The sequence below is a fragment of the Bradyrhizobium sp. 482_C4_N1_8 genome, from assembly GCF_052075965.1.
Classification (GTDB): domain Bacteria; phylum Pseudomonadota; class Alphaproteobacteria; order Rhizobiales; family Xanthobacteraceae; genus Bradyrhizobium; species Bradyrhizobium barranii.
Genome location: NZ_CP197231.1, coordinates 3,118,006 through 3,142,715, shown reverse-complemented (window position 1 = coordinate 3,142,715; position 24,710 = coordinate 3,118,006). Strand labels below are relative to the sequence as shown.

21 protein-coding genes are annotated in these 24,710 nt (G+C 65.8%); 7 read left to right on the top strand and 14 right to left on the bottom strand.

What is annotated here, in order from left to right:
* Positions 1 to 86 precede the first annotated feature (86 nt).
* Entirely contained in the window at positions 87 to 1,115 is a 1,029-nt protein-coding gene (locus AB7Z56_RS14555; protein ID WP_354124042.1) for an NAD(P)/FAD-dependent oxidoreductase, read from the bottom strand.
* Between the two features lie 182 nt (positions 1,116 to 1,297).
* Between AB7Z56_RS14555 and AB7Z56_RS14550 the strand changes: the two genes are divergently transcribed.
* Positions 1,298 to 1,765 (top strand): acyl-CoA thioesterase, encoded by a 468-nt coding sequence (locus AB7Z56_RS14550; RefSeq protein WP_085405871.1) that lies wholly within the window; start codon positions 1,298 to 1,300, stop codon positions 1,763 to 1,765.
* 15 nt (positions 1,766 to 1,780) lie between these two features.
* Here AB7Z56_RS14550 and AB7Z56_RS14545 read toward each other — a convergent pair whose 3' ends face one another.
* Positions 1,781 to 2,101, bottom strand: a complete 321-nt coding sequence (locus AB7Z56_RS14545; protein ID WP_014493954.1) for a 2Fe-2S iron-sulfur cluster-binding protein — start codon at positions 2,099 to 2,101, stop codon at positions 1,781 to 1,783.
* Positions 2,102 to 2,267: 166 nt separating this feature from the next.
* Positions 2,268 to 2,642, bottom strand: a complete 375-nt coding sequence (locus AB7Z56_RS14540) for an Hpt domain-containing protein (RefSeq protein ID WP_187388006.1) — start codon at positions 2,640 to 2,642, stop codon at positions 2,268 to 2,270.
* A 395-nt stretch (positions 2,643 to 3,037) separates the two neighbouring features.
* Here AB7Z56_RS14540 and AB7Z56_RS14535 point away from each other — a divergent pair, with 395 nt between their 5' ends.
* Positions 3,038 to 8,779 carry a negative regulator of septation ring formation gene (locus AB7Z56_RS14535; protein WP_354124041.1) on the top strand — a complete coding sequence of 1,914 codons (5,742 nt, stop codon included), beginning with the start codon at positions 3,038 to 3,040 and terminating at the stop codon, positions 8,777 to 8,779.
* Positions 8,780 to 8,958: 179 nt separating this feature from the next.
* Here the strand turns inward: AB7Z56_RS14535 and AB7Z56_RS14530 are convergent, their stop codons facing one another.
* The 3 genes from AB7Z56_RS14530 to AB7Z56_RS14520 are packed head-to-tail and all read right to left on the bottom strand — an operon-like array spanning position 8,959 to position 11,775.
* Positions 8,959 to 9,840: an MlaD family protein gene (locus tag AB7Z56_RS14530; RefSeq protein WP_085405869.1), complete on the bottom strand. Its 882-nt coding sequence runs from the start codon at positions 9,838 to 9,840 to the stop codon at positions 8,959 to 8,961.
* A 16-nt stretch (positions 9,841 to 9,856) separates the two neighbouring features.
* On the bottom strand, positions 9,857 to 10,639 hold the full coding sequence (locus AB7Z56_RS14525; protein WP_063982229.1) for an ABC transporter ATP-binding protein: 783 nt from the start codon (positions 10,637 to 10,639) through the stop codon (positions 9,857 to 9,859).
* A 2-nt stretch (positions 10,640 to 10,641) separates the two neighbouring features.
* Positions 10,642 to 11,775 (bottom strand): MlaE family ABC transporter permease, encoded by a 1,134-nt coding sequence (locus tag AB7Z56_RS14520; RefSeq protein ID WP_166090162.1) that lies wholly within the window; start codon positions 11,773 to 11,775, stop codon positions 10,642 to 10,644.
* 143 nt (positions 11,776 to 11,918) lie between these two features.
* Here AB7Z56_RS14520 and dgcA point away from each other — a divergent pair, with 143 nt between their 5' ends.
* Positions 11,919 to 12,914: an N-acetyl-D-Glu racemase DgcA gene (dgcA, locus tag AB7Z56_RS14515; protein WP_354124040.1), complete on the top strand. Its 996-nt coding sequence runs from the start codon at positions 11,919 to 11,921 to the stop codon at positions 12,912 to 12,914.
* Here dgcA and AB7Z56_RS14510 read toward each other — a convergent pair.
* Positions 12,884 to 14,080, bottom strand: coding sequence for an MFS transporter (locus AB7Z56_RS14510; RefSeq protein ID WP_354124039.1), 1,197 nt, complete (start codon positions 14,078 to 14,080; stop codon positions 12,884 to 12,886). The genes dgcA and AB7Z56_RS14510 overlap by 31 nt on opposite strands.
* Before the next feature lie 75 nt (positions 14,081 to 14,155).
* Here AB7Z56_RS14510 and AB7Z56_RS14505 point away from each other — a divergent pair, with 75 nt between their 5' ends.
* Positions 14,156 to 15,523 carry a hypothetical protein gene (locus AB7Z56_RS14505; RefSeq protein ID WP_063986237.1) on the top strand — a complete coding sequence of 456 codons (1,368 nt, stop codon included), beginning with the start codon at positions 14,156 to 14,158 and terminating at the stop codon, positions 15,521 to 15,523.
* A gap of 218 nt (positions 15,524 to 15,741) precedes the next feature.
* On the opposite strand, the gene AB7Z56_RS14500 is transcribed toward AB7Z56_RS14505, so the two are convergent.
* The 3 genes from AB7Z56_RS14500 to AB7Z56_RS14490 form a co-directional block, all read right to left on the bottom strand.
* Positions 15,742 to 16,155 (bottom strand): SDR family NAD(P)-dependent oxidoreductase, encoded by a 414-nt coding sequence (locus AB7Z56_RS14500; protein ID WP_354124038.1) that lies wholly within the window; start codon positions 16,153 to 16,155, stop codon positions 15,742 to 15,744.
* Positions 16,156 to 16,226: 71 nt separating this feature from the next.
* Positions 16,227 to 16,493 carry an SDR family NAD(P)-dependent oxidoreductase gene (locus AB7Z56_RS14495; RefSeq protein ID WP_354124037.1) on the bottom strand — a complete coding sequence of 89 codons (267 nt, stop codon included), beginning with the start codon at positions 16,491 to 16,493 and terminating at the stop codon, positions 16,227 to 16,229.
* A 138-nt stretch (positions 16,494 to 16,631) separates the two neighbouring features.
* A complete protein-coding gene (locus AB7Z56_RS14490; RefSeq protein WP_063982225.1) occupies positions 16,632 to 16,991 on the bottom strand; it encodes a hypothetical protein in 360 nt (119 codons plus the stop codon).
* A 147-nt stretch (positions 16,992 to 17,138) separates the two neighbouring features.
* Between AB7Z56_RS14490 and AB7Z56_RS14485 the strand changes: the two genes are divergently transcribed.
* Both AB7Z56_RS14485 and AB7Z56_RS14480 read left to right on the top strand, forming a co-directional pair.
* Positions 17,139 to 17,522, top strand: coding sequence for a VOC family protein (locus AB7Z56_RS14485; RefSeq protein ID WP_354124036.1), 384 nt, complete (start codon positions 17,139 to 17,141; stop codon positions 17,520 to 17,522).
* Between the two features lie 121 nt (positions 17,523 to 17,643).
* On the top strand, positions 17,644 to 19,326 hold the full coding sequence (locus AB7Z56_RS14480; protein WP_354124035.1) for a Na/Pi cotransporter family protein: 1,683 nt from the start codon (positions 17,644 to 17,646) through the stop codon (positions 19,324 to 19,326).
* A 98-nt stretch (positions 19,327 to 19,424) separates the two neighbouring features.
* On the opposite strand, the gene AB7Z56_RS14475 is transcribed toward AB7Z56_RS14480, so the two are convergent.
* On the bottom strand, positions 19,425 to 19,640 hold the full coding sequence (locus AB7Z56_RS14475) for an RbsD/FucU domain-containing protein (protein WP_371497739.1): 216 nt from the start codon (positions 19,638 to 19,640) through the stop codon (positions 19,425 to 19,427).
* A 205-nt stretch (positions 19,641 to 19,845) separates the two neighbouring features.
* Here AB7Z56_RS14475 and AB7Z56_RS14470 point away from each other — a divergent pair, with 205 nt between their 5' ends.
* Positions 19,846 to 21,675, top strand: coding sequence for a caspase family protein (locus AB7Z56_RS14470; protein WP_354124034.1), 1,830 nt, complete (start codon positions 19,846 to 19,848; stop codon positions 21,673 to 21,675).
* 73 nt (positions 21,676 to 21,748) lie between these two features.
* Here the strand turns inward: AB7Z56_RS14470 and AB7Z56_RS14465 are convergent, their stop codons facing one another.
* The 3 genes from AB7Z56_RS14465 to AB7Z56_RS14455 all read right to left on the bottom strand — a co-directional run bounded on the left by AB7Z56_RS14465 (position 21,749) and on the right by AB7Z56_RS14455 (position 24,652).
* Positions 21,749 to 22,732: a threonine/serine dehydratase gene (locus AB7Z56_RS14465; RefSeq protein WP_063982222.1), complete on the bottom strand. Its 984-nt coding sequence runs from the start codon at positions 22,730 to 22,732 to the stop codon at positions 21,749 to 21,751.
* 64 nt (positions 22,733 to 22,796) lie between these two features.
* Positions 22,797 to 23,840: a glycosyltransferase family 4 protein gene (locus tag AB7Z56_RS14460; protein ID WP_063982221.1), complete on the bottom strand. Its 1,044-nt coding sequence runs from the start codon at positions 23,838 to 23,840 to the stop codon at positions 22,797 to 22,799.
* Positions 23,840 to 24,652 carry a UDP-2,3-diacylglucosamine diphosphatase gene (locus AB7Z56_RS14455; protein ID WP_063982220.1) on the bottom strand — a complete coding sequence of 271 codons (813 nt, stop codon included), beginning with the start codon at positions 24,650 to 24,652 and terminating at the stop codon, positions 23,840 to 23,842. The genes AB7Z56_RS14460 and AB7Z56_RS14455 overlap by 1 nt, the downstream gene beginning before the upstream one ends.
* Positions 24,653 to 24,710: the final 58 nt, after the last annotated feature.

The window sequence follows — 24,710 nt, the reverse complement described above, 5'->3', positions numbered from 1 at the left end:
CCACTGCAATGGCCGCAGACTACGGCGATTTCGCGAACGGTTCCAGCACCAGAAACATGGGGCATTGCCTGCCGAACCCGGTGCCGTCAGTTGACACCGAGCTTCTTTTGCAGACTGGAGGACGAGGTCGTGTACTGGAACACGAGCCGCTTCTCCGGATAGACGTAGCGATGGGCTTTTTGCGCCATCAGTGCGCCCTCGTGGAAGCCGCACAGGATCAGCTTGAGCTTGCCCGGATAGGTGTTAATGTCGCCGATGGCGAAGATGCCGGATACGTTGGTCTCGAACGCGGACGTCTCGACCGGCACCAGATTGTTCTCCAGCGCGATGCCCCAGTTCGCGACCGGACCGAGCTTCATGGTCAGCCCGAAGAACGGCAGCATGGTGTCGCAGGAAATTTCGCTCACGCTGTTGTCGTTGCCCTTGACGGTGGCGCCGGTCAGCTTGCCCTCGGTGCCGGACAGCGCGGTGACCTGCCCGAGCCGCAGATCCATCTTTCCGTCGGCCACCAGCGCGCGCATCTGCTCGACGCTGTGGGGCGCGGCGCGAAAATCGTCGCGCCGGTGCAGCAGCGTGACGCGCTTGGCGAGCGGATGCAGATTGAGCGTCCAGTCGAGCGCGGAATCGCCGCCGCCGACGATCAGAACGCTCTTGTCGCGGAACGTCTCCATCTTGCGCACGGCGTAGTGCACCGAGGTGCCCTCATAGGCCTCGATGCCCGGCACCGGCGGGCGCTTGGGCTGGAACGAGCCGCCGCCGGCCGCGATCACCACCACCTTGCATTCGAACACCTTGCCCGCGTCGGTGGTGCAGCGAAACAAGGGATCGCCGATCTTCTCCACCGTCTCCACCATCTCGCCGAGATGGAAGGTCGGATGGAACGGCTTGATCTGCTCCATCAGCGCGTCGGTGAGGCCCTGCCCCGAAACGTGCGGAATGCCGGGAATGTCGTAGATCGGCTTTTCCGGATAGAGCTCGGCGCACTGGCCGCCGACCTTGTCGAGGATGTCGATGAAATGCGCCTTCATGTCGAGAAGGCCAAGCTCGAAGACGGCGAACAGACCACAGGGGCCGGCGCCAATAATCAGCACATCGGTTTTTATCACGTCGCTCATGTCGTCTCTTTATCGATCGTTATCGGTTGGACGCCGCCCGGGGGGCAGAAGTGACCCTGCCTGTCTAGCCAACGGGGATGGATCAGGGAAGGCATAAAAGCGGGAGCACCCCGCAGCCGCGCCCACTTGCCGGGTCAGGATAACTGGGCTGTAACGGGAAGCGATATGACGGAGATCAATCGGTGAACGCACCAAGCCGCCTCGATACGACGCCGCGCCTGGAGGACTATCCCTATCGTCTCGGCGACAATGTCCGCTTCGGCGATCTCGATCCGAACCAGCACGTCAACAACGCGGTCTACGCCACTTATTTCGAGACCGGCCGGGTCACGCTGATGAAGAGCCCGGAATACAGGCTGACGCCGCCGGGCCTCGCCTGGATCATGGTGCGCCTCGACATCCATTTCCGCGCCGAGCTGCACTGGCCGAACACGATCGAGCTCGGCCTCGGCGTGGTCAAACTGGGACGGACGTCGGTGACCTTCGAACAGGTCGTGTTTTCGGAAGGAAATTGCATCGCTTCGGCGATGTCGGTCGGCGTCATGCTCGACGAGGCGACGCGGCGGCCCGCACCGCTCACCGCTGAGATCATCGAGAAGCTCAGACCCTGGCACAAGCGCGGTATCGTGGTCGCGCCGCCGAGCATCTAGTAGATCGAGAGACGATCAGGCCTGTCGTTCCGGCGTCGCCACGACAAGCCCGTCGAGCTCGTCGGAGACCTTGATCTGGCAGGACAGCCGCGAGTTCGGGCGCACGTCGAAACCGAAATCGAGCATATCTTCTTCCATGGGCGTCGGGCTGCCGACCTTCTCGCGCCAGGCTTCGTCGACATAGACATGGCAGGTTGCGCAGGCACAGGCGCCGCCGCATTCGGCCTCGATGCCGGGAATGCTGTTGCGGATGGCGGCTTCCATCACGGTCGCGCCGTTCTCGACTTCCACCGTACGGGTTTCGCCCTTGTGGTCGACAAAGTTAATCTTGGCCATGTGTGCTCGTGCTGCCGCGATGTTGCGAATGAAGGAGGGTCCGGGCTGTCCTATAACGGGTCGATCCGCCCGGCGCCATAGGGTTTTGAAGCGACGTGAATCCCGCTTCGCGGGAAGAAAACGCGTCAAAACAAAAGACTAGAGCGCGGTTTCTCGCCCTGTCGCCCTAGGGCTTCAGGATCGCCTCGATGGCGGCGCGAGCCTCGGTCACCGCCTCTTTCAACGCGGCGAAGGCGTGGGGCTGGCCATGGCCGGTCCGGACCGCGGTCTCCAGGCTGGCCGCGGCATCGGCCACCGCAAAGGCGCCGATTCCGCGCGCGGAGCCCTCGAGCTTGTGGGCGAGTGTGCCGGCCTCGGCCGGCAGTGCTGCCATCGCCGCAACCAGGCGAACCGCCTGCTCGGCGAACATCGCGAGCACTTCCTGTTCCAGCTCAGTGTCCCCGAGCGTCATGCGCGAGAGGTGATCGAGGTCGAGCGGGCTGTCGATGGGTGCAAGCGGGGGCGAAGGCATCCAGTCCATCCGTTGCAGTTCAGGCGTCATGGCGCAGACCCCGGCATCGCGCGATGTCCGCCGATCCGGCGGTCAAGTTCCCCCACCGAAGCATGGAAATGGTTAACGAAGTGTTTGGGCCGTTTTACGCAAATCCGCCCGTTTATTGACGAAAAGTTGCCGCAATCCGGCGAGTCCGGTGGAGAATTCCATTTATTGCTAAGGCGTTACGGCGCTATCCTGTTAACGATGATTAAGATTGTCTTAATCCCGGGCATTTCATTCGCGACGCTCTGCCAATAGGATGTTGGGAGAAATTAGCGGACAAGCCGTCCGGGTGGGGACGGCTGGGAATCCGCGTAAGCGGCATGATCCGGTCTGTGGGCTTGCGTAGCGCGCTGGGCTCGCGGGAGGACGCGTACAAGTAACGAGGGCTCGGACTGAACATGGCGAACACTCCGAAAAAGGTCAAAGACCCCACAGAAGTTGCGCTTTCTGCGATCCAGGAAGCCCTGAACATCAGCGACACGGCCGCGGACACCAGCCGCAACGCCTCGATGCGCAACGAAACGTCGGCTCCGGTGGGGCCGCCGGCTCCCCCGATCTTCGACGAGCCGACCTTCGAGCCGCGTCCTGCCGCCAACGAGCGCACCACCGTGTTCGATACGATCGAGGAGCCGCGCACCTCGCGCCGCGCCGCCAACGATGACCGCGAGACCATCGGTCAGTTGCTCCAGGCGCTTCAGAAGGGCCGCCCTGCCCGCAGCGTCTACACCTTCGCCACCATCTTCGCCGGCGTCTGGCTCGCAGCCTGCGCCGCGCTCACCGTCGGCTTCCTGCCCTCGATCCAGGCCGCCATGGGCCAGAGCGGCGGCGTGCTCGTCATCGCCGGCCTGATCGCGATGTTCTTCGCGCCGATCATGCTGTTCTACTTCCTGGCGAGCCTGGTCTGGCGCGGCCAGGAAATGCGCATGATCGCGCAGGCGATGGCGCAGGTCGCGATCCGCTTCTCCGAGCCCGAGGGCTCGGCGTCCGATTCCATGGTCACCGTCGGCCAGGCCATCCGCCGCGAGGTCGCGGCGATGGGCGACGGCATCGAACGCGCCATCGCGCGCGCCGGCGAACTCGAGACGCTGGTCGCCAACGAGGTTGCGGCGCTCGAACGCGCCTATTCCGACAACGAAGTGCGCATCCGCTCCCTGCTCCAGGACATCGCGCACCAGCGCGACAATCTGGTCGGCCAGGCCGAGCAGGTCCGCAGCGCCATCTCCGGCGTGCAGATCGATCTGCGCCACGACATCGCGCTGATCTCGGACGCGATCGCCTCGCGCGTCGACGAGGTCGCCAAGAGCATCACCGGCGCGCTGGAAGAGCGCGGCGCCCACATCACCGGCGCACTGAGCAACGCCGGCGACAACATGATCCTCGCGCTCGGCGAGCGCGGCGGCGACCTGCTCGACCGCCTCGAGGAGGCCAGCAACGAGACCACGCGCGCCGTGCTCGACGCCAGCGAGCGGCTGACCACCAGCCTCAACTTCAAGACCGGCCACGTCCACGACGAGTTCGTCGACCTCGCCGACCGCGTCCACGAGATGCTGAACGAGCGTATCGACCGCATCACCGGCGAGTTCGAGCAGCGCTCCGCCGCCATCGTCGACGGCATCTCCGAGCGCACCGAGCAGGTGCACGACAGCCTGAAGAATTCGTCGGACTCGCTGCTGCTCGAGCTCGAGCTGCGCTCCAACGACCTCTCCGCCAAGATCGACGATGCCGGCAACCGGCTCGCCGGCCACATCATGACCTCCGGCGACAAGGCGAGCGAGGCGCTCGACGCCACCGTCAACACCCTCGTCGCCAAGGTCGTCAGCCAGACCGAGACCGCGCACGACTCGCTGTCGCTGCAGATGAGCGCGTTCGACGAGCTGGTGAAGAACCAGGGCACCGAGCTGGTCGAGAGGTTCGCCCGCGACTCCGGCACGCTCGGCGCGCTGATCACCCGCCACATCTCCGAGTTCGACCGCACCGTGAAGACGTTCGGCGGTGATATCGTCGATCGCATGGGCCAGCGCACCCAGGACATCGCCGAGAGCCTGAAGACCTATGTCGACAATTTCGATACCCGCTTCACCTCGAACGGCGGGGCGATCACGGCTGTGCTCGACCAGCGCCTGGTGCAGTTCGAGACCACGGTCGGCGAACGTGTCACCAACCTCGACGCCTCGCTGAACGACAAGATCGTCAGCCTCGACGGCACGATCGAAGGCCACATCAAGACTTTCGACGACCAGCTCGTCGGCCGCGTCGCCGCGCTCGAGCAGTCGTTCGACACCCGCGCCAAGTCGGTGACCGAAACCATCGACGGACGCCTCAACACCCTCGCCTCGTCGCTGACCGACGGTGCCGCGCAGGCGATCCAGTCGATCGACTCCCGCCTCACCCACCTCACGACGTCGCTCACTGACGGCGCATCGCAGGCCATCGAGACGATCGATACGCGCCTCAACTATCTCGCGACCTCGCTCACCGATGGCGCATCGCAGACCATCCAGTCGATCGATACGCGGCTGACGCACCTCACGACGACGCTCTCGGGCGGCGCCTCGCAGGCGCTCGAATCCATCGACACGCGCCTCACCTACCTGACGACTGCGGTGACGAACGGCGCCTCGCAGGCCGTGCAGTCGATCGACACGCGCCTCACCCTCCTGACCTCGACGCTCACCGACGGCACCGCGCAGGCGATCGAGGCGGTCGACCGCCGCATCACCGGCGTCGCCGAGATGATCGACGGCCGCAGCACGCACCTGACCGACACGGTCACGGCGCGCTTCCAGGACATCCACCAGGCCATCGAGACCAAGGTCGGCTCGGTCGCCAACGACATCGACGTGCGCGTGGCGCAGTTCGAGGACCTGCTCGGCTCGCGTGTCGAAGCCGTCGCCGGCCGCATCGAGAGCAGCGGCCGTCAGGCCAGCGAGGACATGATGTCCCGCGCCGAGATGATCTCGACCGCGATCCGCTCGCATGTCGAGGATGCCGAGCGCTCGCTCACCAACCTCGTCGTCAACACCAGCGAAACGATCCAGACCGGTGCGCGTACCGCCCAGCAGTCGCTGATGACGGTCTCCTCCGACGTCAACGCCCAGCTCAAAATGACCTCCTCCGATGTCAACGCCCAGCTCAAGATGACCTCCACTGAGGTCGAGCGCGCGCTGACCGCGGTCGGCACCGGTGCTGCGAACTCGATCCTGAGCAGCGCCCGCGAGGCTCAGTCGACCCTGGTCGCTGCCTCCGGCGATGCCTCCAACCAGATCAAGGGGCTCGCGGTCGACGTCGAACGCACGCTGTCGGCGGCCGGTTCTGCCACCGCAGCCTCGATCCTGGCCGGCGCCCGCGAGGTACAGACCACGCTCGTCACGGCGTCTTCGGACGCGGCCAACCACGTCAAGACCCTCACCGCCGACGTGCAGCGTTCGCTGTCGCTGGCCGGCGCCACCACGGCGGAATCGATCACCGCCGGCGCCCGCGATGCGCAGAGCGCGCTGATTGCGGCCTCGACCGAGACCGCCAACCAGATCAAGGCGCTGTCCTCGGACGTGCAGCGCTCGCTCTCGATGGCCGGCACCTCGACGGCCGAGACCATCATGACCGGCGCCCGCGAAGCCCAGACCACGCTCGTCAACGCGTCCTCGGATGCGGCGACCCAGGTCAAGTCGCTCGCGGTCGAAGTGCATCGGTCGCTCTCGCAGGTCGGCCAGTCGACCGCCGAGACGATCACGACCAGCGCCCGCGACGCCCAGAGCACCCTGCTCTCCGTCTCGGCCGAACAGACCAGCCAGGTCCGTTCGCTGGCGGCCGAGATGCAGCGCGCGCTGGCGACCGCCGGCGGCGCCACCATCGAGGCGCTCACCAGCGGCGTGCGCGAGGCCCAGGGCACGCTGATCACCGCCTCGACGGATGCGGCAAGCCAGATCAAGTCGCTGACCACGGACATCGAGCGCACGCTGACCTCGATCGGCGCCGACACCGCCTCGACCATCCTCAACAGCGCGCGTGAGGCGCAGACCTCGCTGACTTCGACGTCGGCGGATGCCGCAAGCCAGATCCGCACGATCTCGACCGAGATCGAGCGCGTATTGAGCACGGCAACGACCAACGCCACCAACGACATCCAGACCAGCGCGCTCAACGCCCAGAACGCGCTGATCAACGCCTCCAACGAGGCAAGCTCGCGTGTCAAGTCGAGTTCGTCCGACGTCGAGCGTTCGGTGCTCGCCGCCAGCAGCAGCTTCGGCCAGGCCATGACCGGCAAGACCGACGAGATCGTCACCTACGTGCAGCAGCAGGCCGACCGTCTGTCGAACATGATCGACGCCAAGCGCGGCGCGCTGGTCGACGCGATCGGCTCGAAGACCAGCCAGCTCACGCTCGACATCGACCGCGTCACCTCGGATGCGCTGAAGTCGATCGAGACGCGCGGCCATGCGTTCTCGCAGACGATGATGGGCAACGGCTCCGAAGTCGCCCGCACCATCAACGCGGCGAGCGAGATGGCCACCGGCGCGGTCGGCAAGTCGCTCAAGGACCTCGAGCAGGCCTCCCGCTCGGCGATCGACCAGTCGCGCCAGGTCTCGATCGCGGCCGTCACCGAGATGCAGGAGACCAGCAAGATCCTGCGTACCGATACGGTGGCCCTGTTCGAGCGTCTGCGCGAAGGCAACATCCTGCTCCAGGAGGTGCTGACCGGTGCGCACGACAACCTCAACTCGCTCGAGCGGGCGCTGGTGACGCGCGTCGCCGACTTCGTCTCGGCGATGAACGACGTCACCTCGCGCAACGGCGCTGCGACGCAGAACCTGGAAGACCAGCTCAACGTCTTCAACACGAAGACCACGCGGGCGCTGCAGGACCTCGGCGAGCTATCGACCCAGTTCGACGCGCACGGCAAGGCACTGGTCGAGGCCGCGCAGGTCGTCGAGGTGAGCAACAAGAACACCACCGCTTCCCTCGCTGAACGCAAGCAGGCGCTGGAATCGCTCGTCACGACCATCGACCTGCGCACGGCCGATCTCGACCAGCGTCTGTCGCGCTTCACCGGCCTGCTCGATGAATCGCTGGCCGCCGCCGAAGAGCGTGCCCGCGACATCGCCCGCGTCGTCGCGGAGACCGCCGGCGCAGGTTCCGCCGCGATCACCCGGCAGTTCGAGGCGGTGCGCGTGGCGTCCGAGGAGGAGCACCGCCAGACCATCGAGGCCATGCACGACATCTACCGCCAGACCACGGACGAGGCGGATACGATGTTCAAGCAGTCGACCGAGAAGTTCACCAACCTCGTCTCCAGCATGAAGCAGATGGCGTTCGAGATGCACAACGAGCTCGAAGCCACCCGCAACGAGCTGCGCCGCGGCGTGCTCGAGATGCCGCAGGAGGCCGCCGAGAGCACTGCGCAGATGCGCAAGGTGATCGTCGACCAGATCGAGGCCCTCGCCGAGCTCAACCGCATCGTGGCCCAGCATGGCCGTGGCCTCGACGTCTCCACGACGGGCCGCGCCGGCGCGCAGCGCCAGGAAGAGCCGTTGCTGGCAGCCGTCGGCACGCGCAACACCGAGACCCGCGGCCGCGACACCGGCAGCGCCTCGACGCTGCCGCCGCCGGACCTCGGCATGCCCGCCTCCTCGCGCCGCACCGAAGCGCCGCCGGTCGCGCCCGCAGGCAACGACCAGGGCCGCGACGGCTGGCTGTCGGACCTCCTGAACCGCACGGACGCCAACCAGGGTGCTCCGACCGGACGTGAGGCCCCGCGTGGCCGCGCGACACCCGCGCCGCAGCCGCAGGCTCCGCAGGGTGGCAGCAATCCGCTGGAGTCGCTGTCGCTCGACATCGGCCGCCTGATGGACCGCAACCTCGCCGCCGAGATGTGGGACCGCTACCAGCGCGGCGAGAACAAGGCCTTCACCAAGCGCCTCTACACGCCCGCCGGCCAGAAGGCCTTTGACGAGGTCGCCCGCAAGTACCGCGCCGACCGCAACTTCAAGGGCACGGTCGACCGCTACGTCGCCGAGTTCGAGCGTCTGCTCGACGAAGTCGCCCGCGACGGCCGTGGTCCGCAGGAGCTGCGCAGCCACCTGACCTCGGAGACGGGCCTGGTCTACACGCTGCTCGCGCATGCAGCGGGCCGGCTCGGGTGATCAGCCCATAGCGACAACGAATAGCGAATGAGAACGGAGGCCTCACGGCCTCCGTTTTCGTTTGAGCCCGTCATTGCGAGGAGTCCTTGCGACGAAGCAATCCAGACTGCTTCCGCGGAGACAATCTGGATTGCTTCGCTACGCTCGCAATGACGAGGTGAGGTCCGTGTACTAAACGCCTACTGCCGCCTGCCGCTCGCGGCGGGCGCCTGCCTCGGCGGCTCGGCGGGCGGCGGAGCGGCGGCCGGGGCGCTGTTGCTGGCGCCGAACAGCACGCGGGTCGGGTTGCGGTCGAAATTGTTCACGGCGCGGCTGATGTCGCCGAGCGTGCGCCGGCCGTCGGTCATCAATGCACCGGAGCGCTTGTCGAAATCCTCGGCCAGCTCGCGGATCGACTTCACCGCCTGGAACAGCTCGCCGCCGTCCTTGCCGCCGGCGAGCGTGTTGAGGCCAAGCATGAGGCTGTCGGCCTTGTGCATGACGCCGTCGACCTTGGCCATCACGCCGTCGATCTTCTCCGAGTTGCGCGCGAGCGAGTTGGTGAAGGTCTCGAGGTTCTTCAGCGAGTTCTTCACCGACTCCTGATTGTCCGCGACGATCTTGTTGATGTTCTGGAGCGTGCCGCGGATCGCCTCGGTGACGTCCTGGAGCTTGTTGGGATCGGCCGTCAGCGACGGGATGCCGTCCTCGTCGAGCGGCGGCGGAGGCGCGGCCTCCTCGCCGCCCTTGAGCGAGATCGCGGCGACGCCGGTCAGGCCCTGGAATTCGAGGCCGACCAGGGTGTCCTTGCGGAGCGGGGTGTTGTTCTCGACCATGGCGAGTGCGACAACCCGCCGCGGGTTGTCGAGCTTCACGGAGACCACCTCACCTACCCGGATACCGTTGAAGTTGACACTGCCGCCGTTGCGCAGGCCCGCCGCCGGGCCCTCGAACACGACGCGCAGGGGGCTGCGCTGCTTGGTGGTGTGCAGCGACTGGAACCACAGCACGAAGCCGATCGCCGCGGCGATCACCGCGAGCGTGAATGATCCGATCAGTACGTAATTGGCCCGCGTTTCCATCAGCTACTCCGGCACCTCAGCCCATCACCGCACGGGCGCGCTTGCCGTGGAAATATTGTCTCAGCCAGGGATGCTGCGAGGCCTGCATGTCGGCGATCGACCCTGCCGCAATGATCTTACCGTTCCCTAAAACGGCGATGCGGTCGCAGGCTGTGTAAAGGCTGTCGAGGTCGTGCGTTACCATGAAAACGGTCAGGCCCAAAGTACGCTGGAGCGTCCTCACCAGCTCGTCGAAATCGCCGGCGCCGATCGGATCGAGGCCCGAGGTCGGCTCGTCGAGGAACACGAGATCGGGATCGAGCGACAGCGCGCGCGCCAGCGCCACGCGCTTGATCATGCCGCCCGACAGTTCCGAGGGAAAGCGATCCGCGACTTCCGGCTTGAGCCCGACCATGGTGAGCTTGGCCAGGGTGATCTCGTCCATCAACCGCTGCGAGACCCGGAGATACTCGCGCATCGGAAACTGGATGTTCTGCCGCACGGTCAACGAGGAGAACAGCGCGCCCTGCTGAAACAGCACGCCCCAGCGGCGCTCGACGCTGCGGCGCTGCGAGGTGCTGGAGGAATCGAGGTCGACGCCGAACACCTCGATGGAGCCCGCGACCTTCGGCACGAGGCCGATGATGGTGCGCGTCAGCACCGACTTGCCGGCACCGGATGGACCGACGAAGCCGAGGATTTCGCCGCGCTTGACGTCGAGGTTGAGGCCGTCGAGCACGCGCGTCGCGCCGAACTGCACGGTGATGTCGCGAACGCGGATGATCGGATCTTGAATCGCGTTTTGAGTTTCTTGCGCCATCGTCACATCCCGATCGAGGCGAAGAAGATGGCGAACACGCCGTCCATGACGATGACGAAGAAGATGCCCTTCACCACGGAGGCCGTGGTGTGCTGTCCGAGCGACTCCGCGCTGCCCTGCACGGCGAGACCCTCGACGCAGGCGACGATGCCGATCACGGCGGCCATCACCGGTGCTTTGACGATGCCGACGATGAAATGGTCGATCGAGATGGCGTCGCGCAGACGCAGCAGGAAGGCTTCGGGATCGACGCCGCCATAGAGCCAGGCGACGAGGCCGCCGCCATAAAGCGCGGCCATGGCGCCGAGGAAGGCGAGGATCGGCAGCGCCAGCACCAGCGCCAGCATGCGCGGCAGCACCAGGACCTCGATCGGGTCGAAACCCATCGTGCGCAGCGCGTCGATCTCCTCGCGCATCTTCATCGAGCCGAGCTCGGCCGTGTAGGCGCTGCCCGAGCGACCCGCGACCATGATCGCGACCAGGAGGACGCCGATCTCGCGCAGCACCAGCACGCCGAGCATGTCGACGACGAAGATGTCGGCGCCGAACCTGCGGAAATGAAAAATGCCCTGCTGGGCAATGATGCAGCCGATCAGGAACGTGATCAGCACGATGATCGGCACCGCGCGCCAGCAGACCTGCTCCATGTGGTGCACGGTCGAGGTCAGGCGGAACGAGCGCGGGTGGATCAGGACGCGAAACCCCGCCGCGAGCACCGCGCCGAGCATGTCGACGAGGCCAGCAACCGTGCCGGCGACCCCGGCCACGGCCCGGCCGATCTGCTCCAGCATGCCGGTGATGGTGACCGCGCTGCTGTCGACGACCGGCGTCGCCCTGACCCGCCGCACCTCGTCCACGAGGCTCGAATAATTGGCGGAGAGCCCCGCGATCTGCGCCTCGACGGCCCCTTGGGTCAGGCTGCGGCGCAGCCGTTCGATCAGCCAGGCGCCAAAGGTGTCGAGCTTGGCGACCTCGGAGACGTCGATGAATATGTTTTGTGAACCGCCGGCGAGCTTCTCGGCGTCAGCCACCATCCGCTCCAGGACCGGCGCGAAGCTCGCGGTCCAGGTTCCGGTGGCGCAGAGTGCCAGCGCGTTGCCCTTGGCAATCCGTTCCAGCTTCGGATCGCCGCTCAAGGTGTCCGCTCCCGGGCCGGGGCGCGAGAAACGGGTAGAATCAGATGGTTGTGCACACGCCCTTACCCAGAGAAGGTATCCCCAACTGGTTAATGTTAGTTGCTAGAGGTAACTAGCAGGTTCAGATTTCGCCAGAGTTCAAAATGACTTCCAGCAAAGTTCCGGCCCTCGCCGCGCGAATCGAGCGATTTCCCATCGCCGGCAGTTTTACCATCAGCCGGGGCGCCAAGACCGAGGCCGTGACCGTTGTGGCCGAAGTGAGCCGCAACGGCCTCACCGGCCGCGGCGAATGCGTCCCCTATCCGCGCTATGGCGAGACCCCCGAGGCGACCCTTGCGGCCATCCAGGCCATGCAGGCGGCCGTCGCGGGCGGCCTCTCGCGGGAGGCCCTGCAGGCCGCCATGCCGCCGGGAGCCGCCCGCAACGCGCTGGATTGCGCCCTGATCGACCTCGAGGCCAAGGCGACCGGCCTGCGGGCCTGGAACCTGCTGGACCGCCCGGTGCCGGGCGAGCGCACCACCGCCTTCACGATTTCGTTGGGCACCCCCGAGGCCATGGCGGCGGCGACGGCCAAGGCGGCGCATCGACCCCTGCTCAAGATCAAGCTCGGCGGCGACGGCGATCCGGAGCGGATCGCGGCGGTTCGGAAGGCCGCCCCCGAATCCGAACTGATCGTGGATGCCAACGAGGCCTGGACCGAGGCCAATCTGGAGCAGAATCTCGCCGCCTGCGACGCCGTCGGCGTCACCCTGGTCGAGCAGCCGCTGCCGGCCGGGAAGGATGACGCGCTGGCGCGGATCAAACGGCCGCTCGCGGTCTGCGCCGACGAGAGCGTGCATGACCGCCCTTCGCTCGCGCCGCTCCGCGAGCGCTACGACGCCGTGAACATCAAGCTCGACAAGACCGGCGGCCTCACCGAGGCGCTCGCGATGGCCGATGCGGCGCAGGCGCTCGGTTTCGAGATCATGATCGGCTGCATGGTCGCGACCTCGCTGTCGATGGCCCCCGCAATGCTGGTGACGCCGCAGGCGCGCTTCGTCGATCTCGACGGCCCGCTGCTGCTCGCGCGCGATCGCGATCACGGGCTGCGCTACGACGACAGCCTGGTCTATCCGCCTGATACCTCGCTCTGGGGATGAGCCTTGAGTCGATGCCGCGCCGACCAGATCACGAGCGCGCCGGCCGCGGCCATCGCGGCCATGACGTAGTACAAGCTGTCGCCGATGCGGGCGTAGATCGCACCTGACGCGATCGATGTCGCTGCACCCAGCAGCCCGTTGCACGCGGCATAATAGCCCTGCCCCCGCGCGATCTGATGCGATGGCACGCGCTGCACCAGCAGGTTCATGGTGCCGACGATGGTCATGCCGAAAGTGAGGCCATGGCCGAGCTGCACGATCACGAGCAGCGCGAGCGGCGGCTCCTGCGCGGTGACGATCCAGCGCACCACGGCACTCACGCCGCCGATCGCGATCAGCGTGGACGGATGCAGCGAGAACCGCGGCGACAGCGCGAACACGACGATCTCGGCGATCACACCCAACGTCCAGAGGCCCGCGATCGTCAGCCCGCCGAAGCCATGGAGCTGCCAGTTGATGGCCGAGAACGTGTAATAGGCGACGTGGCTGCCCTGGATCAGCGCGGCCGACGCGATGACGGCCCAGAAGCCGCCATCGCGCAGCAAGGCCTTGCCGGCATGCGTCTCCGTCGTCCTTCGCCTGACATCGTCGAGCGGCTGGAGCAGCAGGCTGGCGGCGACCGCAACGACGGCCCACGCGACGATGATCCAGATCAGATCGCGCGCCGCGATGTGGTCGACGAGATAACCGCAGGCGAGCGAGCCCGCGGCGAAGGCCGCCGAGCCCCACAGCCGCAGCGGCCCGTAATCGAGCCCGTAGCGGGCGACGCCGCGCAGCGCATAGGCATCGGTCAGCGGGGTCGTCGGCGTCCACATCATGCAGGTCAGCGCATAGATCAGGAACAGCGCCAGCGGCTGCTGCTGCAAGCCGACCGCCGTGAACCCGATCGCGGTTGCCAGCACCGACACCATCATGCCGGCGCGAATGGCATGCCGCTTTTCGGCAAGGGCGGTGATCTGCGGCAGCGTGGTGAAGCGCGTGATCGCCGGCAGCGCGTTGATGAGGCCGATCCAGCTTGCGTCGATGCCGATCGCCTTCAGCCAGACCGGAAAGAACGGCAGATGCGTGCCCGAGACCGCGAACACGGCTGAATAGAACAGCGCGAGACTCACGGCGAATCGCCGCTTCACGGCGGCTTGCGTGGGGATTTGTGATTCGCCTGCCATCAAACCAATTGCGATTCGGTCGATATCGTGGTGATCGTTACAGTAACGCGTAGTGATTTGCGCGACGAGATTGTCATGGCCAACGAAGCATTCGCCCTCTCGCCTATGTCTGCCCGTGCGGCCGAGCCGAACGAGCAGGATTACGACGCGATCCGCGAAGCCTTCATGGAGACCGCGCGCGGCCGCTGGTTCCTCGGCGAATATGCCAAGCGCAACCGCAATGCGGATACCCGCATGGTGCTCGATGCGGTCGCGAAAATCGAAGAAACCCTTGCGGCACAGCGACAACCGGTCGTCGAGGATCGCCTGCCCGAGGCGCTGGTCGAGATCCGCCGCGCCATCCGCGAAGCCGAGACCATCGCGATTGCCGCCTTCGATCCCGCGGCGATCGAGGCCAGCCTCGCGCCGATTCCGCGCGGCGTGCGCATCATCAAGGAGATCTCCTGGCGCTGGCGCGAGATCGGCGCCGACGGGCGAATCTGCGACCTCATTGATTCGCAGCTCGCCTCCATCGAGGCCGCTTGCGGGCAGCTATCGACCGTCGACCCCCGCGTCGAGCTCAAGGCCGCATTCGATCTGCTCAGGGATCGGGTCGAGCAGCTCGATGGTGACGGCGACACAGCGCCGCAAGCGGCGGCGCATTCCGCACCTGCGCCGGTGCAGGAAGCGCCCGTCGCAGAGGCTGCGCCTGCCGTGATGGCCACCGAAGCACCCGTGGCTCTTACGGAGGCGCCGCAGGACATCGCAGCGACTCCCGCGCCCGAGGTAGCGGTCGAAGCGGCCGGCGCCGTCGAAGCACTCGCCGTTGGCGAGGAGGCAATGGACGTCGCCATCGAGCCGGAGTTCATCGCCGGCAATCACGTCGGACCCGAAGAGGAGGTCGCAGAGGCCGCCGCTTTCACTGAGGTGACTGACGGGGTCTCGCTCGACGCCGCCGCGGAAGCCGAGGACGAAGCCATACTCGATGCCATCGCGCTGGAAATGGCCGCACCCGATCCGGAGTTCGACGAGATCACCGAACCGGTCGAGCTGGAAGCGGCCATTCCGGAGCCGATGGCTGCGGAGGTCGCAGCGCCCATTGCCGCAGAGCTTCCGGAGCCGGTCGCAGCCGAGCCGGCCGCCACCGCAGCCGCGGAGGAGCCCGCCGAAGACGCGCCGATCGCGATGGACTCGCTTGCGCGCCTCACCGACGCCATTGCGGAGGCCGCCGCCGAAGTGATGGAGCAGCCGGCCCCGGCCATGGCAGCCGCCGCGACATTCGGTGCGGCGCCGACCGCGACGCTTCCGATGCCCTCGCCCTTGTCCGCGTCCCTGCCCGAGCCCTCGCTCGGCGCCACCATCCTCGCCAGTGGCATCCTGCAAAAGCCCCGCGCGGCGGCCAACGACCCCATGGCGCCAATCCGCCGCATGACCCAGGCCGAGAAGATCGCGTTCTTCTCGTAAGGGGCGCGCGCTCTCCAAATCGTCATTGCGAGCGCAGTGAAGCAATCCAAAGTCTTTCCGCGGAGAGATTCTGGATTGCTTCGCTGCGCTCGCAATGACGGAGCAGGGTGGATCACCGCGCCCTCTCTCGTGTCCCGGACAAGCTGCAACGCGTAGGCATTGCGGCACAGAGCCGGGACCCAGGCTGTTGCACGGGTGCTCTCGCAAACCTAGCCGCGCTACGCGAAGGGGGCCTGCCCGGTCGATGCGTCGACGCCGCCGTCGACTGGAAGGTTCACCCCATTCACGAAGCTGGCGTCGTCGCTTGCGAGAAATGCGATGACGCTCGCGACTTCCTCGGACCGGGCTGCGCGTCCCAGGGGGATACGTTCCACCAGCTTCACGAACAATTCCGGATATTGCTCCATGATCGGCCTCGTCAGGTCGGTGAGGGTCAATGATAGGCACACCGCATTGATGCGCACGCCTCTCGGGCCAAATTCGAGCGCCAGGCTGCGTGTGAGATTGCTGACGGCACCCTTCGTGGCGTTGTAGAAGCTCACGCCCCGGTCACCGCCAAGCCCGCTGAGAGACGACACGTTGACGATCGAGCCGCCGCTCTCGATCAGGTGCGGAAGCGCGGCGCGCGTCATGTAGAGGACACCGTCGACATTGACCGCGAAGACGTCTCGCCACAGCTGGATCGGCGAGCCCAGGAAACCGATCAGTTGACGAGGATGTCGATCCTCCCGAAGCGCTGCACCACGTTGGCGACCAGACTCTCGACGTCTTCGGCGATCGAGACGTCGCCGGATCGGATCATGCAGCGATCGGTGCCTAGCTCTGCACCGACTTCGGCCAATTTGAACTCGCGCCGTCCGTTGAGCACGACAATGGCGCCTTCGCCGTGAAAGCGCCTTGCGGCTGCGGCGCCGATGCCGTTGCCGGCGCCCGTAACGATGATGACTTTGTCCTTGAACCGATCATTCATGCCAATAACTCCATCCGAACCCGCAAGGTCCGGACAAGAGCTAGGACACCGGAAAGATGGCTTGGTTTCAGCCGAACCGGATTCGGTTACGATTGAAATCTGTCGCGCGAGGCGTTCCGCGAAACGATGTGAGGCCGCTCATCCGCAGTTCCAGACCGCGCCGATCGGGGTCCGCGTCCAGCACGGCCCGAAGCTGCCGCCATTGTAGCGGCCGCCGCCGAAGCCGGGCCGGCCGAAATAGCGCCATTCGCCGTCCCAGCCGTAATATTGGGGAACCGGGTCGATATACCAATGGCGGCGATCGCTCCGCGACATGCGGCGCATCGCCTCCTTCTGCTTGTAGAGCGGAATGCTGTTGCTCAGCGGCTGGCGATAGCCCGGCAGGAAGCCGTAGCCATGCCAAGCCTGCTTAGGACGCTTTTGAACGGGCTCAGCGGGCGCGACGGCCGGCAGCAGAGACAGGATGACAGCAACGGATAGACACATAAGGCGAGACATGAACCGACCATAGACAGTCGGGAACTGACAGGCCACTCAAATTCGAGTGCGGGACTTTTCGCCGCTTCGATTCACCGTGCTCTCCCGATAAGCTGGAAAAAGCAGCATGAGAGCTGCGCGGACAACCGCTTATTCCGGAGCGAGCGAGTGCCTCAAACCCCGCCCGTCGGCGCCTTCGCCATCATTCCGAGCAACGATGTTGCCGCTGCTATACCGTTCTGGGAGCGTCTTGGCTTCACGCGCGCGGGCGGTGACGCCGGCTACGTGATCATGAGGGGTTGGGGCTGCGAGGTGCATCTCACGCAAGCCGGCGATGGCCCGTGGCGCGTGCCCGAGCACAATCCCTTCGGCGTCTTCATTCGCACGCCCGACGTCGAGGCCATTGCCGCACGCGTGGACGATCTGATCATCCGGCCGGGCGGCGTGCTGCGCCACCGCGAATGGGGGATGTATGAGGTCGGCATCAACGGACCTGACGGCCTTCTCGTCCGGATCGGCTGGCCTTCCGATCTGATGACCTCCCGCGGCTGACGATGCCCCTCCCGAGTGGGGTGATGGCAGACGATCGCGTAACGATTGATCCGACCCATCGGGGCTTTGTTGCTGTACTGTCTGCTTCGCTATTCGTGGTGCATTGTCGCGAGGAGCATGCATGTCCACGGCGATCTCGACGCTCGGCGGGGTAGGTCTCTTCCTGCTCGGCATGACCGTGATGACGGAGGGCCTGAAGACGCTGGCCGGCTCCGCGCTGCGCGGGGTGCTCGGCAAGGCGGCATCGACGCCGCTGCTTGGCTCATTTTGGGGAGCCATCGTCACGCTGCTGGTGCAGTCCTCCAGCGCGACGACGATGACGACGATCGGTCTTGTCAGCGCCGGCCTGCTGACGTTCCAGCAAGGGTTGAGCCTGGTCTTCGGCGCGAATATCGGCACCACGGGGACCGGCTGGCTGGTCGCGCTGATCGGCGTCCGTGTCTCGCTAACGGCCGCGGCGTTGCCGATGATCTTCGTCGGCGCGTTGACCAAGCTTCTCGGCCGAGGGCGAGTTTCCGGCGCCGGTGCCGCGCTCGCGGGATTTGGACTCGTGCTGTTCGGGCTGACGACCCTGCAGCAGGGCATGGGCGGGCTGGCGGAACGTTTGCACCCGGCGGACCTGCCCGCGGTCCTCGGCAGTCCCGGGACGTCATGGTGGTCGGGCCTGCTCGGCATGCTGGCGCTGGTGGTGATCGGATTGGTCATGACCGCGCTGATGCAATCGTCGACGGCCGCCATCGCAGTGACCTTGTCCGGCTATTTCGCAGGCGCAATCGGGTTGGACCAGGCCTGCGCGTTGATCATCGGCCAGAACATCGGAACGGCGACGAGTTCCGCGCTCGCCGCGATCGGCGCGAGCGCCACCGCGAAGCGGTTGGCCATCGCCTACGTTCTTTTCAAGCTGATCGCCGCGCTCATCGCGCTGGTAGCTTTTCCCGTCGTAACGCCCTTGCTGCTGCGCGCCTCGGACACGATCGACGGCGTGACGCTGCTGGCCGGGTACCACACAGCCTTCAACGTCGTCGGCGTCGCGGTCCTGCTCCCGCTGATCAACCCGTTTACGCGGCTGGTCGAACGGATCCTGCCCGAGCGCGGCTCGCCGCTGACGCGATGTCTCGATCCTTCGGCGCTTGAGACCCCGATCGTGGCCGTCGAGGCGGTACGGCGCACGATCGCGCGCGTGCTCTTGACGGTGTGCAGTTCGGTCGAGGCGAAACTGGCGGCCCGCGCTGCACCGATACGGCTGGGAAAGGACACCGTCTCCGTGCAGGAAGCGGCCGATGCCGTAAGCCAGGCGCAAATATTCCTGTCGGATGTGGCCGGGCCACCCGACACCGACGACGAGCAACGGCGTCTCACGAGCACGCTGCACGCACTCGACCACGCATCTCGACTGACGGACCTCGCAAGTGGAGGAAACAATTTCGGCTCGGTGGCAGGCGGGCCGGAGGACATCCGCGCCGGAGAGCTATGTGCCGAGGTCATGCGGAGCGCCGCCGCGATTGCGCGCGGCGTCGCGGCGCCGCCCCGCGGATCGACGCACTTCGCGCCCGCCTCGCATGCCGGCGACATCTTGGCTGGTCCCCGCGCCGACCCGCCCGACGAGGCCATCGCCGAGTTCGAGCGTTGTACGACACAACTCCGTGAAATGCTGCGCATCCACCGCAGCGCGACGCTTGGTGCGGTGGCCAATGGAACACTGACCGCAGACTCTGCCCTCCTTCGCGTCGAGGCGGTTCGCAACCTCGAGGCGTTGTCGCAGCACGCCTGGCGTTCGGCGATCCATCTCATCGGTCGCGGCTAGCGCGTTTTCAAGCGAAGAAGTGGATACCGGTTCGCGTCAAGAAAACGCGTCAAACAAGAATCTGGAGCCCCGTTCCGATCCCATCGGAAGGGGCTCTATTAAATCACGCCCTTGCGGATCAGGAAGCAGCCATAGCCCCTGCTGTCGCCGACCTGCACGACACCGAACCCCGCCGACGCCGCGCGATAGAATTCCGAGCGCGAGAGCTTGCCGGGGCTGACGGCGCCGCCGGCCGCGCGTTCGATCTCCGCCAGCACCGCGCGCTGAACGTCGGGGACGCAATCGGGATCGTCGACCGGCGCCATCACGCGCACCGGATCGGGATCGAAATCGTAGAGCGGGTCTTTCGCGGGCCGAACCGGCGCGGCCGGTCATCGGCCGTTCACCATAGCAGGTTCCAAGCGTGATTCAGATCACGCAGCTCATCATGGTGATTGCGATCACGGACCACGGGCTCGAACGCGGCCAAGCTTCCTCGCAACCAATCTCGCATCGAGATGAGTGTCAAAGGAGCACGCCATGTTCCGCCTAAAGCCTTTCCTGATGACGGCTAGCCTCGTGGGAAGCCTGTTCGGCTTTGCCTGCGCTGTTTCCGCGCAGGTCGCCCCGGTCCAGCCTGCCCCGACCGCGCTGCAAGGCCCGGAACAGCGCGTGGCGCTGGTGATCGGCAATTCCAACTACAAGAACGCGCCGCAGCTCCAAAACCCCGACAATGACGCAGAGTCGATGGCGCAGTTCCTGAACTCCGCCGGCTTCGAGGTGGTTGCCGCGACCGACCTGACCCAGAACGACATGCTCCGCGTCGTCCAGGACTTTTCCGCCAAGGTTTCCGCGCGGGGTCCGAACACTGTCGCCATGGTCTACTACGCCGGTCACGGCGTGCAGCTCGCCGGCGAGAACTATCTCGTCCCCGTCGATGCGAAAGTTTCGAACCCCACCGAGCTCGTGAGCAACTCGGTGCGCCTCGTCGACGTGATGTCGACGCTGGAGACGATCCCGAGCCGCATGCGCATCGTCATCCTCGATGCCTGCCGCAACAATCCGTTCCCTGATGTCAACGACGCCGGCCGCGGCCTCGCCATCGTCGATGCGCCGAACGGCTCGATCGTCGGCTACTCGACCGCGCCGGGTGCGGAAGCACAGGACGGCACCAACGGCCACAGCCCCTACACCCAGGCCTTCCTCAACGTCGCGCGCGAACCCAACGTGCCGATCGAGCAGCTGTTCAAGCGCGTGCGTCTGGAAGTGAACCAGACCACCAGCGGCGCGCAGATCCCGTGGGAAAGCTCGTCGCTGACCTCGGACTTCACCTTCTTCGGCGACACCGCTGTTGCCGCCACCCGCGCCCCGGTGAATGCGCCTGTCGTGCAGATGGCCTCCAACCTGCCGAGCCGTTCGACACGCCAGGCCTATGACTACGTCGTGTCCGAGGGACGGCCGGAGTACTATCAGGAGTTCATCCAGATGTACCCGCATGACCCGCTATGCGACCACATCCGCTGGCTGCTCAACAACCTGCTGATCACGCAGGCCTGGCACAAGGCGGTGCTCGCGAACTCCCCGCTCGGCTACAAGAGCTTCTATGACAGCTACGGCAACAGCCCCTATGCGCAATCCGCGCTGAAGCTCGAGACCCAGCCGAAGCTGATCCCCCTGATGCAGGCGACCAAGTTCCTGGCGCCGCAGAACATTGCTCCGACGTTCAAGGTCGGCAATCTCGGCCAGCCCAAATACATGCCGCTGATGCAGCAGGGCAATGGCGGTGGGCAGATGAATGGCAATCTGCCGGTCGTGCAGAAGCCGATCGACAGCAACGTCATCGGCAAGCTCGGCAATGGCGGCCAGATCGTCAACCTGCCGGCCGGCAACAATCAGCCGAACCAGCCGAACGGAACGCCGTCGCAGACCCCGGGCAAGATCGTCACCCTGCCTGCGCCGACCAACGCGACCAACAATGGCGGCATTGGCAAGATCGTCACCCTGCCCGCGACCAACACAACGCAGAACGGCCGCAGCAACAATACCGGCACTGCCAACGGCACGACCAACGGCACTCCTGGCAAGATCGTGAGTATGCCGGTGAATGTCGGCAAGGGCGGCTCGACTGTCGATACGAAGCCGGTCGTTCAGACGCAGAACAACCCGATCCGCGTCAACAACGGCGTGAAGCTCAACAACAATCCGGTGAACAAAGTGCAGGTCCAGAACAACCAGCAGAACAACCGCCCGCAGTTCAACAGAACGAACCGCATGGTCAACAACGGCGGCAACAACTTCCGCCAGTCGATGAACCAGGCGCCGAGCACGAATAATGGCGGCAACAATCGCCGCGGCGGCTTCATGCACTGATCGCCACAAGCGAAACGAAGAAGGGGCAGAGCGGCAACGCCCTGCCCCTTCGTCGTGTCAAAATCTCAGAAGATCAGGCCACCAGCTCGGCAAACAGATCCGCATCGACATTGCCGCCGGAGAGCACGATGACGACGTTCTTCCCGGCGACGTCGAGACGTCCCGCCAGCAACGCGGCAAGGCCCACCGCACCTCCCGGCTCGACCACGAGCTTCAGCTCGCGATAGGCAAACGCCACCGCCGCGCCGACTTCCTTGTCAGATGCAGTCACGCCGCGCGCCAAGAGCTTGCTGTTGATCGCAAAGGTCATCTCGCCGGGGATCAGGGCCATCAGCGCATCGCAGATGGTGCGGCCCGCAGGCCCATGCGGCTCGCGGTGGCCGGCGGTCAGCGAAATGCCGTGATCGTCGAACGCCTCGGGCTCGGCCACCACGATCTCGGCGAGCGGATAGCGCGCCTTGACGGCCGTGGCGACGCCCGCGATCAGGCCGCCGCCGGAGGCCGGTGCCACCACGATGTCGGGACTGAGGGCGAGCGCAGCCATGTCCTCGGCGATCTCACGACCTGCGGTGCCCTGCCCCGCGATCACGAACGGATCGTCATAGGGCCTGACCAATGTCGCGCCGCGCTTCTCGGCGATGCCGCGCGAGATCGCCTCGCGGTCGTCGCGGTCGCGATCATACAGCACGACCTCGGCGCCATAGGATTTGGTGCGCTCGCGCTTCGACAGCGGCGCATCCGCGGGCATCACGATGGTCGCATGCATGTCGAGGATCTTTGCAGCCGCCGCGACGCCCTGGGCGTGGTTGCCGGACGAGAACGCGACGACGCCGCCGGCGCGCTTGTCCTGCGGGATCGAGGCGACCTTGTTGAAGGCGCCGCGGAACTTGAAGGAGCCGGTGCGCTGGAGCATCTCCGGCTTCAGGAAGACCTTTGCGCCGACGCGCTCGTTGAGCACGGGAAAGGACAACAGCGGGGTGCGGATGGCGAAGGGCGCGATCACGCGTGCTGCTGCTTCGATATCGGCAGGGCCGATTGGGAGGAGATGTTCGGTCATGCCTGATGTTATCGCGCCGGACGAGGCGCGGGGCAAGACACCTGCGCGCGATGAACCTTGGTTTTCAGGCTACGAAACTAACCGGCTCCGCCCCATTCCTGCCAGGAAGCACCGCGCCAACCGCCTTGATGCTGTCCACAAACGCCCTCGCCGAGGCCTCCCAGGTGTAATTGGCGGCGAATTCGACGCAGTCCTGCCGGGAGACGTCGAGCGCCGCGAAGCAGGCGTTGCGCAGATCATGATCGAGGGCGCCGACCGGTGCATCGCCGATCACGTCGCGAGGGCCCTTCACCGGGAAGGCCGCGACCGGCAGGCCGCTGGCGAGCGCTTCCAGCAGGACCAGGCCGAACGTGTCGGTCTTGCTGGGGAACACGAACACGTCGGCCGCAGCATAGATTGCCGCCAGCGCCTCGCCGTGCTTCTCGCCCAGGAAGATCGCATCCGGATAGGCTTCTTCCAGCGCGACCCGCGCCGGGCCGTCGCCGACGATCACCTTGGTGCCGGGCAGATCGAGATCGAGAAACGCCTCGAGATTCTTCTCCACCGCGATCCGGCCGACCGAGAGAAACACTGGCGCCGGCAGGCAGAGGTCGATCCCACGGGGGTGGAACAGGCTCGTGTCGACGCCGCGCGGCCACAGCACGACGTTGTCGAAGCCACGTTCACCAAGCTCGCGGGCGAGCGCAGGCGTCGCCGCCATCACGGCGCGGCTGGGCGCGTGAAATCGGCGCAGCGCCCGCCAGATCAGGGATTCCGGAACCGGCACGCGGGCGCGGACATATTCGGGAAAGCGGGTGTGGAAGCTGCTCGTGAACGGCAGCTTGCGCTGGCGGCAGTAGCGGCGGACCATCAGGCCGATCGGCCCCTCCGTCGCGATGTGGATGCTGTCGGGGCGCGCCTCTTCGATCAGCTTCGCGATTCGCGCCGGGCGCGGCATGGCGAGCCGCACGTCGCGGTAGCTCGGCATCGCAAAGGTGCGGAACGATTGCGGCGTCAGGAACGTGAACTCGACGCCGAGCCCCTTGGCGGCGTCTGCGAGCTTGGTCAGCGTCCGAACCACACCATTGACTTGCGGGTGCCAGGCGTCGGTCGCGACCAGGATGCGCATCAAGCGGCCCTTGCTGCGACCTGCGGGACCTGTGCCGGCTTCCGCGCCTGATCTGCCCAGGTGATGATCTCGAAATGACCGTCGTCATGCTCGACCAGCGCCGTGCAGCTCTCGACCCAGTCGCCGCAGTTCATGTAGCGGATGCCGGCCTCGTCGCGGATCACGGCATAGTGGATGTGGCCGCAGATCACGCCGTCGGCGTCGTGACGCCGCGCTTCGGCGGCGAGCGCCTGCTCGAACGCGCCGATATAGTTGACGGCGTTCTTGACCTTCTGCTTGGCCCATTGCGACAGCGACCAATAGGGCACCTTGAACATGCGCCGGAAGAAGTTGACGAAGCGATTCATCTGGATCGCGAAGTCGTAGGCCTTGTCGCCGAGATGGGCGAGCCAGCGCGCGTTCTGCACCACGAGATCGAAGATGTCGCCGTGGATGACGAGGTAGCGCTTGCCGTCCACGCCGGTGTGGACGGTGTTCTCGACGACGTCGATGCCGCCGAAATGCGTGCCGTAATAGTTGCGCAGGAATTCGTCGTGATTGCCGGGAATGTAGATGACCTTGGCGCCCTTCCGCGCCTTGCGCAGCAGCTTCTGGACCAGGTCGTTATGCGACTGCGGCCAGTGCCAGCTCGATTTCAGCGCCCAGCCGTCGACGATATCGCCGACGAGATAGATCGTATCGGCATCGTGGTAGCGAAGGAAGTCGAGCAGAAGGTCGGCTTGAGAACCGCGGGCTCCGAGATGAACGTCGGAGATGAACAACGTGCGAAAGCGCCTTTCAGGGCCCTCGTCACTCACATCGTAACTTCCCATGCGACAGCCTGTAACAATATCCCGTGACAGGGGGATGACCAATGAACCTTTGAGGCAC